The organism is Streptococcus sp. A34 (genome assembly GCF_043674115.1).
In the GTDB taxonomy this organism is placed as follows: Bacteria; Bacillota; Bacilli; order Lactobacillales; family Streptococcaceae; genus Streptococcus; species Streptococcus suis_V.
In genome coordinates this window covers 24607-40146 of record NZ_JBIMJM010000014.1, presented here as the reverse complement: position 1 = coordinate 40146, position 15540 = coordinate 24607, and the positions used below count along the sequence as shown (strand labels likewise).

Genomic DNA, 15540 nt, shown 5'->3' with positions numbered 1-15540 from the left:
ATAATTTCCATATTTGGATTACGAGACTCAAAATATTTTTCGTCAAATACCTTGATGGACTTGACAAATGGTAGAAAAAAAGCCCTGCTCGGGATTTTCCTCTTTGCCATGCTGGGCTTGGTGCTCAATCAAATCGCTTATCTACAAGCCATTTACTATACAAATGCCGGTACGGCAACGGTTTTGCAATATCTCTGTCCTATTTTGGTCTTGGGTTATACCTGTCTGCGGGACCGACAAAAGCCGACAGCGGTTGAATTGATGTCGATTGCTCTTGCTGTAGTAGGTACATTTCTGATTGCGACACACGGGCAATTGGACAAGCTGGCGGTGACACCGCTTGGTCTGGCTTGGGGGATTTTCTCCGCCTTCACTTACGCTCTCTATATCATCCTGCCTACTCGCTATATTCGCCAATATGGAAGTATGGTGGTCATTGGGATTGGCATGCTGATGGGTGGTTTGGTGGCAGTCCTTGCCTTTAGGACCTGGGGCCAGAGCCTTCCCGTGGACGGTGGTAGTCTCTTGGGCATGTTGGGAATTGTTGGTGTGGGTACCATTTTTGCCTATACAGCCTTTCTCAAGGGTGTCAGCATGGTCGGTCCGGTCAAGGGCAGTCTGTTGGCTTCGATTGAGCCGGTCGCATCGGTCTTTTTTGCCGTTTGGCTAGTTAATGAGCAATTTTATCCCATTGATTTTTGGGGGATGGTGCTGATTTTGGTGGCTGTTCTACTTATTTCCCTGAAAGATTTAGTGATTTCACGAAAGAGTATTGGTTAAGATGCTCTTTTTTGTTATACTAAAAGAAAAGGCTTACAAAGGAGAAAATATGCTTAGAGAATTTTGTTCGGAGAACCATATTGACGTAGCGCGTGCCCTTTCTTTAGGGGCGCAACGAGTGGAGTTGTGCGATAATTTGGCAGTCGGTGGAACGACACCTAGCTATGCGGTGATTGATTACGTTTGTCAACTGGCCCATGAAAATGATGCGACGGTCATGACCATGATTCGCCCCCGTGGCGGGAATTTCTGTTATGATGAGGTGGAAGTGGACATGATGGTAGAAGATTGTAAGGTGGCCAAGAAACTGGGTTCGGACGGTCTGGTTTATGGTCTGTTGACCGAGGAAAATTGGCTGGACGAGGTCGCTTTGGAGAAATTATTGGCCGTGTCTGAAGGGTGCGAAGTTGTTTTTCACATGGCCTTTGACCAAATACCACGCAGGAGACAATTTGAGGCCATTGATTGGCTGACAGCACACGGTGTGACGCGGATTTTAACGCGGGGTAATCTGTCTGGTTGTGCTTTGGAAAACATTGACTGGCTAAACGAGATTGTGACTTATGCCAAGGGAAAAATTCAAATCCTTATTGGTGGTGGATTGACGGTGAATAACGTTCCAGAATTGGTCAACAAGCTACCGATTGACCAAGTCCATGGAACAAAATTGTTTTGGTAAGAAAACTTTAAGTTTTCTTTAAGGAGGCTTCAGTATACTCTATTTATTCTTTTTCATATAATCTCCTGAAGGCGCCCGGCATTTGTCGGGTGTTTTCTTTCTTTTTTATATTTTATCGGGGATGGAGCGAGAACTATGAGCATTGAACTATCTGTAGATTGGAGACAAAGAATGCTGTTACTATTGAGCTAGTTTGAAAGGGGTGACTGACTTCAGATATGTTATGAGAGTCAGGGGTTATTCGTTCTGGCTCTCCAAATCCTATACAAGCCTCAGAATATTTGTTATACTAAGAATAGAAAGAACATTTGGAGGTTTCTATGAAGAGGGTAAAATATCTTGGTCTGCTCTTGGGGGCTATGACATTTCTAGCTGCTTGTCAGCCAGCAGATTTGCAGTCCACTACTACTGAGACAGAAACGTCTACTCAAACTTCTGCTCCAACGGAATCAGAAGAGATATCGGTTGGTTCAAGTGAGCAAGAGGCGGGGTCTTCTGCTCAGCAAGGTTTTTCCTTACCAGTAATTTATCAGGACGTCATCGGAAATTACCAAGCTAGTCTTGCCCAACCAGAAGCTATCAATCCCGAACAGGTCAGCACCCAATTATTCTTGGTTCATCAGCCGGAAATCTATGCTGGCGCTTTCTATAGCCTGTATGATTTTAACCAAGATGGGGTTGAAGATCTGATCATTGCTCTGAAAAAATCAGATAGTTATGTGCTGATTGACCTCTATACTCTGTATGGTGGAGGGGACCTCTTACGCCTGGTTGACAGTTTCCGTCATATCGGTCCTGAAATAGGTGAGGAGGCCATTCTCCGTCCCCTACAAGATGGTAGCTATCTTTATGAGGTTGCTGGTCAATCCAAGCTCTATCAATATGACGAACATATTCCGGGATTGGGTCCTGTTCCTGAGATAGAAGCAGAATCACCAGTTTTTGATCTGAACAGTTTGACCTGGATTCAGATAGAAGCACAATAGTGAAAGGCTTGAGTTGATGCTCAGGCCTTTGGTTTTCTATCCATGTTGGGAAGATTGATTTTGTATTTGATGACTAGCAGTCGGATAATCAAAGAGATGATGAATATAGTAATAAAGGTAGGAATTTGAGGTAGTTGCCAATTGACCACACAGATATGGTAAATCATACCGGAAAATAGGGCCAAGACAGCATAAACGTCCTCTCGAAGGACAATAGGGGTCTCATTGACCAATAAGTCTCGGACAATGCCACCACCAACTCCAGTCAGGGTCGCAAGAATACCTGTTGTCACAGCATTTAACTGTAACTCTATGCCAGTGCTGGCCCCGATTAGGGCGAAAATTGCCAGACCTATCGCGTCGAAGATGAGGTTGGTTTGGGCAAGGAGAATCAGGGCCCGCTTGTCAAGAGGTGTATCCTGTCGGATATGAATGGCGCAGAGATAGAGTAGAATGGCCACGACAACGGATAAGTAGATGGCTGAAGGGTCCGTCAGAGCAGTTGGAATACGATTGGCCATGATATCTCGAATAATACCACCTCCCACAGCTGTCATCAGACTGAGGAGAGAAATCCCAAATATATCTAGTTTTTTTCTGAAACCTTTAACGGCACCTGAAACAGCAAAAGCGATTGTCCCTATGTAGTTACAAATGATAAGAAATAGCTCAAAATCCATACCTACCTCCACCTCTAGTTTACCATAGAAACAATTGGAAATTCAAGAGAAAAAAAGTTTGTGATAAAAAGAACTTTATCAGGTGTGTCCTTGTCGACATTTTTGTGAAAAAGTGAACGAAATCAAGGTTTTCAGAAAGTTTACAAGAAAATGGAAAACGGTTCAAAAATTTGCCATTTGTGAAAAAAAGGTCTATCATAGTAAGGAAAGAGAAAAAACCTTTGGAGGAAATTATGGTATCTATTTCAAAAGAGCAACATTTGGATATGTTCTTGAAAATGCAGCAAATTCGTGATGTTGACATGAAGTTGAACAAATTAGTGCGTCGTGGCTTTGTACAAGGTATGACTCACTTCTCAGTTGGTGAAGAAGCAGCAGCGGTAGGTCCGATTGCTAGCTTGACAGACCAAGATATTATCTTCTCTCACCACCGTGGTCACGGTCACGTTATTGCAAAAGGTATTGATATCAACGGTATGATGGCAGAGCTTGCTGGTAAGGCAACTGGTACATCTAAAGGCCGTGGTGGTTCCATGCACTTGGCCAACGTTGAAAAAGGGAACTTCGGTTCTAACGGTATCGTAGGTGGTGGTTATGCCCTGGCTGTTGGTGCGGCTTTGACCCAACAATACCTTGGTACAGATAATATCGTTATCGCCTTCTCAGGTGACTCAGCGACTAACGAAGGTTCTTTCCATGAGTCAATGAACTTGGCAGCGGTTTGGAATTTGCCAGTTATCTTCTTTATCACTAACAACCGTTACGGTATTTCAACTGACATTTCGTATTCGACGAAGATTCCTCACCTTTACCTTCGCGCAGCGGCTTACGGTATGCCAGGTCACTATATCGAAGATGGTAACGATGTGGTTGCTGTTTACGAGAAAATGCAAGAAGTTATCGAATATGTTCGTGCAGGTAACGGTCCAGCCATGGTTGAGGTTGAATCTTATCGTTGGTTTGGTCACTCAACAGCAGATGCTGGTGTTTACCGTACAAAAGAAGAAGTAAATGAGTGGAAAGCAAAAGATCCGCTTAAGAAATACCGCAAGTATTTGACTGAAAACAAAATTGCTACCGACGAAGAATTGGATGCAATCGAAGCACAAGTTGCTGAACAAGTTGAGGCAGCTGTGAAATTCGCACAAGAAAGCCCAGATCCAGATATTTCAATTGCATACGAAGACGTTTTTGTGGACTAGTCTACAGTCTAGATTGAAGAAAAATTTTTTATAAGTAGGAGAAATTGTAAAAATGGCTGAAACAAAAGTAATGGCCTTGCGTGAAGCGATTAACTTGGCTCAAAGCGAAGAAATGCGTAAGGATGAAAAAGTATTCTTGATGGGTGAAGACGTCGGTATCTACGGCGGTGACTTCGGTACATCTGTTGGTATGTTGGACGAATTTGGTCCAAAACGCGTTCGCGACACGCCTATCTCTGAGGCAGCAATCGCTGGTTCTGCGGTTGGTGCGGCTCAAACTGGTCTTCGTCCAATCGTTGACTTGACCTTCATGGACTTCGTAACCATTGCCCTTGATGCGATTGTTAACCAAGCTGCGAAAACAAACTACATGTTTGGTGGTGGCTTGAAAACACCTGTAACCTTCCGTGTGGCTTCAGGCTCAGGTATCGGTTCTGCTGCCCAGCACTCACAATCTCTTGAAGCTTGGTTGACGCACATCCCAGGTATCAAGGTGGTTGCACCAGGTACTGCTAACGATGCAAAAGGTCTGTTGAAATCATCAATCCTTGACAACAACCCAGTTATCTTCTTGGAGCCAAAAGCTCTCTACGGTAAAAAAGAAGAAGTTAACTTGGACCCAGATTTCTATATCCCACTTGGTAAAGGGGATATCAAGCGCGAAGGTACAGATGTGACTATCATCTCCTACGGTCGTATGCTTGAGCGTGCAATCCAAGCTGCTGATGAAGTGGCTGCAGAAGGCATCAGCGTTGAAGTGGTTGACCCACGTACCCTTATCCCATTGGATAAAGAATTGATCATCGAATCAGTGAAGAAAACTGGTAAGGTTATCTTGGTCAACGATGCTTACAAAACAGGTGGTTTCATCGGTGAAATCGCATCAATCATCACAGAAAGCGAAGCCTTTGACTACTTGGATGCACCAATCATCCGTATCGCTTCAGACGACGTACCAGTTCCTTACGCAAACGTTCTTGAAAATGCTGTATTGCCAAATGTTGAGAAAATCAAAGCGGCAATCTACAAACAAGTTAACAAGGGTTAAGAGAAAATCTTGTTATAAACAAGAATGAAACGTAAGAAACTGAAAGAAAGGAATTGAACCCGGCCGGAGAGTTGGGAAATCAGGAATTTTTAGGAATTTCTCATTTCCAGTCACTCTCTGTTGGGCCCTGGTATCTTAAATATGGCAATTGAAATTATTATGCCTAAGCTCGGTGTAGACATGCAAGAAGGTGAAATCATCGAGTGGAAAAAACAGGAAGGCGATTTCGTCAATGAAGGCGACGTCATCTTGGAAATGATGTCTGATAAAACCAGCATGGAATTGGAAGCTGAAGAGTCAGGCGTTCTCTTGAAAATTGTGCATGGAAATGGTGCGACAGTTCCGGTAACGGAAGTCATTGCCTATCTCGGTGCAGAAGGTGAAACAGTGGAAGCGGCTGGTAGCTCTGCTCCAGTGGTTGAGCCAGCAGCAGCTATCGAAGAAGTTCCTGCTAGCCGTACACCGGTTATTGTAACTCCAGCAGTGGCTGCGAAACCGCAAGGTGGTGGTATGGTTCGTGCAACTCCAGCAGCTCGTAAATTGGCGCGTGATTTGGGTATCGACCTTGGTTTAGTACCTGGTACGGGTGCTAATGGTCGTGTCCACAAGTCTGACGTCGAAGACTTCAAGGGTGCGGCTCCTAAGGCTACTCCACTTGCAGCTCGTATTGCAGCTGACCTGGGTGTTGATTTGACAACTGTGACAGGAACAGGTGTCAACGGTAAAATCAAGAAAGAAGACGTTCTTGCCCTTGTTGCACCAGCTCCAGCGGTTGAAGCAGCAGCTAGTCCTAAAGCAGAAGAAAAATCAGTCAAAGAATTGCCAGAAGGCGTTGAAATCATCAAGATGAGTCCAATGCGTAAGGCTATTTCGAAAGGTATGGTTAACTCTTACTTGACTGCACCAACCTTCACGCTGAACTACGACATTGACATGACCAACCTCATGGCACTTCGTAAGCAGGTTCTTGAACCAATCATGAACAAGACAGGTCTTAAAGTAACCTTCACAGACTTGATCAGTCTTGCAGTTGTTCGTACGCTTATGAAAGAAGAACACCGTTACATGAATGCGTCTCTCATCAACGATGCGCAAGAAATCGAATTGCACAAGTTCGTTAACCTTGGTATCGCTGTTGGTTTAGATGAAGGTCTGATTGTACCAGTTGTTCACGGCGCAGATAAGATGAGCTTGTCTGAATTCGTGGTTGCATCCAAAGATGTCATCAAGAAAGCGCAATCTGGTAAGTTGAAGGGTGCTGAAATGTCTGGTTCGACATTCTCTATCACAAACTTGGGTATGTTTGGAACTAAGACCTTTAACCCAATCATCAACCAACCAAACTCTGCTATCCTTGGTGTGGCGTCAACGGTTCAAACACCGGTTGTCATCGACGGTGAAATCAAAATCCGTCCAATCATGGCACTCTGCTTGACCATTGACCACCGTATTGTTGATGGTATGAACGGCGCGAAATTCATGGTTGACCTCAAGAACTTGTTGGAAAACCCGCTTGAATTGTTGATCTAAGATAAGATCTCCATTGGTTTAAACTAGAGAATTAGATTTCTGATTAGAAAACAAAGAAAGGATGTAGAACGGGTTCGTGACATTTGAACACGAACTAAATGCTCGGAATTTAGATAGTCCGCCTTGGATGTGAACATCCTGCTTTGGACTCCTAAAATTTAGTCGCATTTGGACGTTCTTTGTATCATAATTATGGCAATTGAAATTATTATGCCGAAACTCGGTGTGGACATGCAAGAAGGTGAAATCATCGAGTGGAAAAAAGCTGAAGGTGATTTCGTCAATGAAGGCGATGTGATTTTGGAAATGATGTCTGACAAGACTAGCATGGAGCTAGAAGCTGAAGATTCAGGTGTTCTTTTGAAAATCGTTCATGGTAACGGTGCGACTGTTCCTGTAACAGAAGTTATCGCTTACCTTGGTGCAGAAGGTGAAACAGTTGAAGCAGGTAGCGGTGCTGCTCCAGCAGCGGCTGAAGTCGCTCAAGCAACTGCTGATTTGAAAGCAGCTGGCTTGGAAGTTCCTGGAGCACCTGCTGCAGCTGCTCCACAAGCTCCTAAGGCAGAATTGGCTGCGGATGAGTACGACATGGTCGTAGTCGGTGGTGGTCCTGCTGGTTACTACGCGGCAATCCGTGGTGCTCAATTGGGCGGTAAAATCGCTATCGTTGAGAAGTCTGAATTTGGTGGTACTTGCTTGAACAAGGGTTGTATCCCAACTAAGACTTACCTCAAAAATGCTGAAATCCTTGACGGCTTGAAAATCGCTGCTGAGCGTGGTATCAACTTGGCTTCAACCAACTACACAGTTGACATGGATAAGACAGTTGATTTCAAGAACAAGGTTGTTAAGACCTTGACAGGCGGTGTAGCAGGTCTCTTGAAAGCCAACAAGGTTGAAATCTTCAACGGTCTTGGTCAAGTAAACCCAGATAAGACAGTTGTTATCGGCGAGAAAGTCATCAAAGGTCGCTCTGTTGTGTTGGCTACTGGTTCAAAAGTTTCTCGCATCAATATCCCAGGTATTGATTCTAAGTTGGTATTGACTTCTGATGATATTCTTGACTTGCGTGAAATTCCTAAGTCACTCACTGTTATGGGTGGTGGCGTAGTCGGTGTGGAACTTGGTTTGGTTTACGCATCATACGGCACAGAAGTAACAGTTGTTGAGATGGCTGACCGTATCATTCCAGGTATGGACCGTGAAGTGTCTGTAGAATTGCAAAAAGTCCTTTCTAAGAAAGGTATGAAATTCTTGACCTCAGTTGGTGTATCTGAAATCGTTGAAGCTAACAACCAGTTGACCATCAAATTGAACGACGGCTCAGAAATCGTTTCTGAAAAAGCCCTTCTTTCAATCGGTCGTGTACCACAATTGGCTGGTCTTGAAAATCTTAACCTTGAACTAGACCGCGGTCGTATCAAGGTTAACGAGTACCAAGAAACATCTATCCCAGGTATCTACGCACCAGGTGATGTCAACGGTACTAAGATGTTGGCCCACGCTGCTTACCGTATGGGTGAAGTGGCAGCTGAAAATGCCATCCATGGTAACCACCACAAGGCTAAATTGGATTTCACACCAGCAGCGGTTTACACACACCCAGAAATCGCTATGGTTGGTTTGACAGAAGACCAGGCTATCGAGAAATACGGTAAAGAAAACATCCTTATCGGTCGCAACAGCTTCACTGGTAACGGTCGTGCCATCGCTTCTAATGAAGCACATGGTTTCGTAAAAGTGATTGCTGATAAGAAATACCATGAAATCCTTGGTGTTCATATCATCGGTCCAGTTGCAGCTGAAATGATCAACGAAGCAGCAACTATCATGGAATCTGAGTTGACAGTTGATGACGTGGCAGCATCCATCCACGGTCACCCAACCTTCTCAGAAGTGATGTACGAAGCCTTCCTTGATGTGCTTGGTGTTGCGATCCACAACCCACCAAAACGTAAATAATCATCACACAGGATTGGACCTTGTCCAGTCCTTTTTTGTGTAGAGTTGAAAATCCGAATATCCGAATATTTTAAAAAAATTCTGAAAAAAAGATTGACATATAGAAATAATAGTGTAAAATAATAGCAATCAGAAGAAGTAGACTTCAGGTTTGTTTCCAGAAAACTGGCGGTTGTTGCGAGCCAGTAGCAGACGAAGTTGAAATGGGCTGATGGAAAATAAGAGAAGGTAAACAATATCCTTCCGGTTGGCACCCCTTACCGTGCGGCTCCTTGTTGGAGGAGCTTGAGAGGACAAGGGCTTTTTTGCTACTCTTGTCAATGGAGGTGGCACCGCGCTAGCTATGATTAGACGCCCTCGCACAGATTTTTTCTGTGCGAGGTTTTTTGTGTTCGCGAGAGGAGTTCTATATGAAAACAAGTTTATCCGCAGATATTTTAACCCCGATTTTAGCCTATATGCGCCTAGAGGGGCAGCACAAGATGATTTTGGAGTCTATTCCCAGAGACAAGGAAAATGCTCGTTTTTCCATTGTGGCTTATAACCCGGTTTATGAGATTAAATTTGAAAATGGCATCTTGACGCGGAATAGCGAAGTTATTGATGCCGACCCACTGGATTATCTACAGGAATTGACGGGTAAACATCCAGTAGCGGATGCCGGTCCCTTTAGCGGTGGCGCCATTGGTTTCCTTGGTTATGACATGATTAGCCTCTATGAAAACATTGGAGACATTCCGGTTGATCCGATTGGCACGCCAGATATGCACTTTTTCATCTATGAGTCCTATTTGGTCTTTGACCATAAAAAAGAGACCATTTCCATACATGAGGACAATATCTACAGCGGTCGAAATGAACAGGAAATGGCTAGCGCTTTGGAGCAAGTCTTGCAGTCGCTCAAACAGGCGCATCCGGCTGAATTTGAACCGCATGACCTTCATTCCTTGTCTTTCCGCAATCATCTGGAAAAAGAAGAATTTGAGGGGATGGTGACAAAAGCCAAGGAGCTCATTCGTCAGGGGGATATGTTCCAATGTGTTCTTAGTCAGCGCTTCTCGGCACCAATTTCTGGCAAGCCACTGGATTATTACCGGAATTTGCGGGTGACCAATCCTTCAAATTACCTCTACTTTTATGATTTTGGGGACTATCAGATTATCGGAGCTAGTCCAGAAAGTTTGGTTTCTGTCAAGGATGGTCTGGTAACGACCAATCCCATTGCGGGGACACGTCCGCGTGGTCTGGATGAAGAGGCAGATAAGGCGTTGGCGGCGGATTTGTTAGCTGATCAGAAAGAGGTGGCGGAGCACCGGATGTTGGTTGATTTGGGGCGAAATGATTTGGGGCGGATTGCTCAAATCGGCAGTGTTCGAGTGACCAAGTACATGGAGGTGGAGCTCTTTCGCTATGTCATGCACTTAACCAGTATTGTCAAAGGGCAGCTATTACCAGAACTCAGCCCATTGGACGCTCTCAAATCGACCTTGCCAGCAGGTACGGTATCAGGCGCACCGAAAATTCGTGCCATGCAACGGATTTACCAACTGGAAAAGGAAAAGCGCGGTGTTTATGCAGGTGCCATCGGTTATCTATCTGCCTCTGGTGATATGGATTTTGCCATTGCCATTCGGACTATGATTATCAAAAATCAGATGGCCTATGTTCAAGCGGGCGCAGGAATTGTCTACGACAGCATTCCGGGAAATGAATACCAAGAGACGGTCAACAAGGCCAAGGCCATGACTAGAATAGGAGATTTGCCATGATTCTCATTATTGATAACTACGATTCCTTTACCTATAATTTGGCCCAATATGTGGGAGCTTTTACAGAGATTAAGGTCTTGCGAAATGATGACCAGCAACTCTTTGTAGAGGCCGAAAAGGCAGATGGTCTGGTCTTTTCTCCGGGACCGGGTTGGCCAGCAGATGCGGGTAAAATGGAAGAGATGATTGCAGCCTTTGCTGGGAAGAAACCGATTTTGGGGATATGTCTAGGTCATCAGGCTATTGCAGAGGTTTTTGGCGGTCAGCTTGGTCTGGCGCGACAGGTCATGCATGGCAAGCAGAGCCAGATGAATTTGGAGGCATCGTCGCCCTTGTTTGCAGGTTTGGAAAAGGAAGTGACCATCATGCGCTACCATTCCATTGTCGTGACGGAGATGCCAAAGGATTTTCAGGTAACGGCGCGCACGCTAGACGATGGGGAAATTATGGCCATCCAGCATGTGACTTTACCCATTTATGGTCTGCAATATCATCCAGAAAGTATCGGTACGCCAGATGAGCTCAAGATGATTGAAGCGTTTGTGAAAGAGGTAATCAGATGAAAGCAATTTACGAAAAAATAGCAGCCAGACAGGATTTACAGCAGTCAGAAGTGGAAGGGGTCTTTACTCAAATACTAGAGGGGCAATTGTCGGAAAGTCAGATTGCAGCGCTCTTGCTGGGATTTAAGACCAAGGGGGAAACGGTCGAGGAGATTACAGGTGTGGTCAAATCGCTCAAGGCCCACGCCATTCAGCTGCCAGAGACCTTTACCGATGCCATGTGCAATTGTGGTACAGGCGGGGACCAGTCTTATAGCTTTAACGTATCAACAACAGCAGGATTTATCCTAGCAGCGGGCGGTGTCCGTCTGGCCAAGGGAGGTAACCGTTCCGTATCCTCCAAGTCTGGTTCGGCAGACGTTCTGGAAGAATTAGGCATCAACATCGCAGCTAGTCCAGAAAATTTGGCTCGTGCCTTGTCAGAAGTCGGTTTGGCCTTCGTCTTTGCCCAATCCATGCACCCAGCCATGCGCTATATCGGTCCGGCTCGTAAGGCTTTGGGTATTCCGACCATTATGAATATTGTAGGTCCGTTGGCCAATCCTTTATCTCTGGATACCCAATTGATGGGCGTTTTCCGTGGCGATTTGCACTTGGAATTGGCTCAGGTCATGAAAAGTCTGGGCCTGCGTCGAGGTGTGATTGTGACCGGTCCTGATAATATGGACGAGGCGGCCTTGTATGGCACCAATCATTACACGCTCTTGTCCGATGGGCAGATTAGCCAAGGCAGTTTTTCCTACAAGGATTTGGGTATGCAACGCGTGGAGTCAGCTGATATTCGCGGGGGCGATGCCAAGGAGAATGCAAACATTCTCGTTTCCGTCTTGCGCAACCAAGCCAGTCCCTATCTGGAAACAACGGTGCTCAATGCTGGTTTGGGCTTTTTTGCCAATGGTAAGGTAGACAGTATCAAGGATGGCATTACCCTAGCCCGTCAATTGCTGGCGGATGGTTCAGCACTTGCTAAATTAGAGGCACTCAGAGAGGTACAGGTATGACAAAAGCATTTTTACCAACCATTTTAGAGCAGAAAGAAAAAGAAGTGGCTAGACTTGTTTTGGAGGAAGTTCAGCCACTTCGCCAGACCTATTCTTTCTACGACTATGTCAAGGAGCATTCGGAGTGCCTACAGATTATTGCCGAGATCAAAAAAGCCAGCCCTAGTTTGGGCGCCATTAATCTGGATGTTGATATTCTAGCTCAGGCGCGGACCTATCAAGAGGCGGGGGCGGCCATGATTTCGGTCTTGACGGATGAGGTTTTCTTCAAAGGCAAGATTGACTATCTCCATCAGATTTCAGAGGCGGTATCTATTCCAACCTTGGCCAAGGATTTTATCATTGATGAAAAGCAGATTGTTCGTGCACGAAATGCTGGGGCTACGGTGATTTTATTGATTGTTGCGGCTTTACCGGAAAATCGTTTGCAGGAACTCTATGATTTTGCCAGCAAACTGGGCTTGGAAGTCTTGGTGGAAATCCATAACTTGGTAGAATTAGAGATTGCTCATCGCATCGGTGCCAAGATTATCGGGGTGAACAACCGCAATTTGACGACTTTTGAAACGGATTTACAAACCAGTTTGGACCTGAACAAGCATTTTCAAGACCAAGCCGTCTATGTATCTGAATCGGCTATTTTCAGTGGGGCAGATGCGGCTTTACTGGCACCTCATTTTCAAGCCATTTTGGTGGGGACTGCCCTCATGCAGGCAGAGGATGTTCAGCAGAAGGTAAAGGAGTTGGCCATTGACAAAGGTTAAAATCTGTGGCCTATCCACTGAAGAGGCTGTGCGAGCGGCTATCGAGGGCGGTGCGGATTATCTGGGCTTTGTCTTTGCCCCCAGCAGGCGGCAGGTCAGCCTAGAAAGAGCGCATCAATTGGCGACGCTCATCCCGGAAAGGATGAAAATCGTTGGTGTCTTTGTCAGTCCGACCCCGACAGAATTGCAGTTGGCCATTGGTCAAGTGCCTTTGGATATTGTGCAAATTCACGGCGATTGGGATGAAAGCTATGTCCAGCAAGTCCCTGTTCCTGTTATTAGGGCCATTCAGTTGGATAAGGCTGACGATATCAGTGAGACACAGGCGGCTTATCTGCTTTTCGATGCGCCTATAGCGGGCTCAGGGCAGACATTTGACTGGGAATTATTGACCGGCAAGCAATTCAGACAGCCGATTTTCATCGCAGGTGGCTTGACCGTAGACAATGTTGCCACGGCACAAGACTTGTTTTCGCCCTATGCTGTGGACGTTTCGTCTGGAGTAGAGACGGATGGACACAAGGACCCTGTCAAAATTAAAGCATTTATAGAAAGAGTGAAAAAATGACCTATCAACAACCTAATAAAGATGGCTTTTTTGGCCAATATGGCGGCCGTTTCGTACCGGAAACCTTGATGACAGCTGTTTTGGAGCTAGAAGAAACCTACCGTTCAGCCAAGGAGGACCCAGCCTTTCAAGCGGAATTTGACCACTTGCTCCGCCAGTATGTGGGCAGAGCAAATCCCCTCTATTTTGCCAAACGTTTGACCGATTATTGTGGTGGGGCCAAGATTTACCTCAAACGAGAAGATCTCAACCACACGGGCGCCCACAAGATTAACAATTCTTTGGGACAGGTACTCTTGGCCAAACGCATGGGCAAGAAGAAAATTATTGCTGAAACGGGTGCAGGTCAGCACGGTGTAGCAACTGCGACAGCAGCAGCCCTCTTTGGTATGGAGTGTACCATTTACATGGGCGAGGAAGATGTCAAACGTCAGGCGCTCAATGTCTTTCGGATGGAGTTGCTGGGTGCTAAGGTGCATGCGGTGACCGATGGCTCGCGTGTGCTAAAAGATGCGGTCAATGCCGCTCTGCGCGCTTGGGTGGCTCAAGTTGAAGATACCCATTATGTCATGGGCTCCGTGTTGGGGCCAGCGCCCTTTCCAGAAATCGTCCGGGACTTCCAAAGCGTGATTGGACGCGAGGCCAAGCAGCAATTTTCAGATCTTTCTGGTGGACAATTGCCCGATGCCCTCTTGGCCTGTATCGGTGGTGGCTCTAATGCCATGGGGCTCTTTTACCCCTTTGTCGATGACGAGTCCGTTGCCATGTATGGCGTAGAGGCGGCTGGGCTGGGTCTGGACACAGAGCATCATGCGGCGACTTTTGCAAAAGGGAAACCGGGAGTTTTACACGGCGCGCTTATGGACGTCTTACAGGATGAAAATGGGCAAATCATGGAGGCATTCTCCATTTCTGCCGGCTTGGATTACCCGGGAATTGGGCCGGAGCACAGCTATTTCAATGCTATCGAACGGGCGACCTACGTGTCTGTCACTGATGAAGAGGCCTTGGAAGGATTCCAACTCTTGTCGCGCTTGGAAGGGATTATTCCAGCTTTAGAATCTAGCCATGCCATCGCCTATCTGCCACGCTTAGCCAAGGAATTGGGACCAGACAAATCCATCATCGTCTGCCTATCAGGTCGCGGTGACAAGGATGTTGCTCAAGTCAAGGAACGCTTAGCTGCCCAAAGAAAGGACCAAGAACAATGACAAAAATACTAGAAAAACACTTGCGGAATATTAAGGAAAATGGCAAGGGCATTTTCCTTCCCTACATCATGGCCGGTGACCATGAAAAGGGTTTAGATGGACTATTTGAAACCATTGATTTTCTGGAGCAGTCAGGCGTTTCAGCTATTGAAATCGGTGTTCCTTTCTCGGACCCTGTTGCGGACGGTCCTGTGATTGAGGAGGCGGGGCAACGCAGTTTGGCCAAGGGTGTCCATCTGTCGGACATTATCAAGCAGTTGCAAGGGCAAGCCAGTCAGGTGCCACTCATCTTGATGACTTATTTTAATCCTGTCTTTCAATATGGCTTGGAACAGTTTTTTCGCGATTTGGAGACGACTTCTGTCAAAGGCTTGATTATTCCTGACCTACCTTACGAACATGAGGATATCCTGCGTCCCTATCTGGAAAAGAGTGATTTCTGCCTCATTCGCTTAGTTAGTTTGACAACAGGGACTGACCGGCAGCAAGAATTGGTGCAGGATGCGGAAGGGTTTGTTTACGCCGTTGCCATCAATGGCGTGACCGGCAAGAGCAACCAGTACCGTGAGGACTTGGATGGTCACCTGAAACGCTTAAGGGCTTTGTCTCCTGTCCCAGTATTAACAGGATTTGGCGTTTCCAGCCAAGAGGATATTCTCCGATTTAACCGCGTATCGGACGGCGTGATTATGGGCTCGAAAATCGTCAAAGGTCTGCATGAGGGCGAAATAGAAGAAATTCGTCAACTCGTGGTATTTGGCTGTCGGGTGGAGAAATAGAATGAAGTCTGGAAGAAT

The 15540-nt window shown here is 46.0% G+C and carries 15 protein-coding genes; 14 read left to right on the top strand and 1 reads right to left on the bottom strand.

The genetic code is table 11. The features are described from left to right. The 3 genes from ACHBGV_RS05330 to ACHBGV_RS05320 form a co-directional block, all read left to right on the top strand. Window positions 1–780, top strand: a 780-nt coding sequence (locus tag ACHBGV_RS05330; protein ID WP_394735813.1) for a DMT family transporter, incomplete at its 5' end; no start/stop codon positions are given. A 49-nt stretch (window positions 781–829) separates the two neighbouring features. After that, window positions 830–1459 (top strand): copper homeostasis protein CutC, encoded by a 630-nt coding sequence (locus tag ACHBGV_RS05325; protein WP_105123551.1) that lies wholly within the window; start codon window positions 830–832, stop codon window positions 1457–1459. Between the two features lie 320 nt (window positions 1460–1779). Then, entirely contained in the window at window positions 1780–2445 is a 666-nt protein-coding gene (locus ACHBGV_RS05320) for a colicin lysis protein (protein WP_125265434.1), read from the top strand. A gap of 20 nt (window positions 2446–2465) precedes the next feature. Here the strand turns inward: ACHBGV_RS05320 and ACHBGV_RS05315 are convergent, their stop codons facing one another. Continuing rightward, window positions 2466–3125, bottom strand: a complete 660-nt coding sequence (locus ACHBGV_RS05315; RefSeq protein WP_394735812.1) for a trimeric intracellular cation channel family protein — start codon at window positions 3123–3125, stop codon at window positions 2466–2468. A gap of 233 nt (window positions 3126–3358) precedes the next feature. Between ACHBGV_RS05315 and ACHBGV_RS05310 the strand changes: the two genes are divergently transcribed. The 11 genes from ACHBGV_RS05310 (at window position 3359) to trpA (ending at window position 15522) form a co-directional block, all read left to right on the top strand. Beyond that, window positions 3359–4327 (top strand): thiamine pyrophosphate-dependent dehydrogenase E1 component subunit alpha, encoded by a 969-nt coding sequence (locus ACHBGV_RS05310; protein WP_105111446.1) that lies wholly within the window; start codon window positions 3359–3361, stop codon window positions 4325–4327. Window positions 4328–4379: 52 nt separating this feature from the next. Continuing rightward, complete coding sequence (locus ACHBGV_RS05305) at window positions 4380–5375, top strand: alpha-ketoacid dehydrogenase subunit beta (protein WP_105111445.1); 996 nt, start codon at window positions 4380–4382, stop codon at window positions 5373–5375. A gap of 141 nt (window positions 5376–5516) precedes the next feature. Next, on the top strand, window positions 5517–6905 hold the full coding sequence (locus tag ACHBGV_RS05300) for a dihydrolipoamide acetyltransferase (RefSeq protein ID WP_394735811.1): 1389 nt from the start codon (window positions 5517–5519) through the stop codon (window positions 6903–6905). 192 nt (window positions 6906–7097) lie between these two features. Beyond that, window positions 7098–8867 carry a dihydrolipoyl dehydrogenase gene (gene lpdA, locus ACHBGV_RS05295; protein WP_394735810.1) on the top strand — a complete coding sequence of 590 codons (1770 nt, stop codon included), beginning with the start codon at window positions 7098–7100 and terminating at the stop codon, window positions 8865–8867. A gap of 410 nt (window positions 8868–9277) precedes the next feature. Next, complete coding sequence (gene trpE / locus ACHBGV_RS05290) at window positions 9278–10636, top strand: anthranilate synthase component I (protein ID WP_394735809.1); 1359 nt, start codon at window positions 9278–9280, stop codon at window positions 10634–10636. Next, the gene (locus tag ACHBGV_RS05285; RefSeq protein WP_394735808.1) at window positions 10633–11199 is read left to right on the top strand and encodes an aminodeoxychorismate/anthranilate synthase component II; all 567 of its coding nucleotides are present in this window, start codon (window positions 10633–10635) and stop codon (window positions 11197–11199) included. The genes trpE and ACHBGV_RS05285 overlap by 4 nt, the downstream gene beginning before the upstream one ends. Further along, window positions 11196–12200: an anthranilate phosphoribosyltransferase gene (gene trpD, locus ACHBGV_RS05280; RefSeq protein WP_394735807.1), complete on the top strand. Its 1005-nt coding sequence runs from the start codon at window positions 11196–11198 to the stop codon at window positions 12198–12200. The genes ACHBGV_RS05285 and trpD overlap by 4 nt, the downstream gene beginning before the upstream one ends. Beyond that, complete coding sequence (trpC, locus tag ACHBGV_RS05275; RefSeq protein ID WP_394735806.1) at window positions 12197–12964, top strand: indole-3-glycerol phosphate synthase TrpC; 768 nt, start codon at window positions 12197–12199, stop codon at window positions 12962–12964. Before trpD ends, trpC begins: the two co-directional genes overlap by 4 nt. Continuing rightward, the gene (locus tag ACHBGV_RS05270; RefSeq protein WP_125265428.1) at window positions 12951–13532 is read left to right on the top strand and encodes a phosphoribosylanthranilate isomerase; all 582 of its coding nucleotides are present in this window, start codon (window positions 12951–12953) and stop codon (window positions 13530–13532) included. The genes trpC and ACHBGV_RS05270 overlap by 14 nt, the downstream gene beginning before the upstream one ends. Continuing rightward, window positions 13529–14743: a tryptophan synthase subunit beta gene (gene trpB, locus ACHBGV_RS05265; protein WP_394735805.1), complete on the top strand. Its 1215-nt coding sequence runs from the start codon at window positions 13529–13531 to the stop codon at window positions 14741–14743. Before ACHBGV_RS05270 ends, trpB begins: the two co-directional genes overlap by 4 nt. Then, window positions 14740–15522, top strand: a complete 783-nt coding sequence (gene trpA / locus ACHBGV_RS05260; RefSeq protein ID WP_394735804.1) for a tryptophan synthase subunit alpha — start codon at window positions 14740–14742, stop codon at window positions 15520–15522. Before trpB ends, trpA begins: the two co-directional genes overlap by 4 nt. Window positions 15523–15540 lie beyond the last annotated feature (18 nt).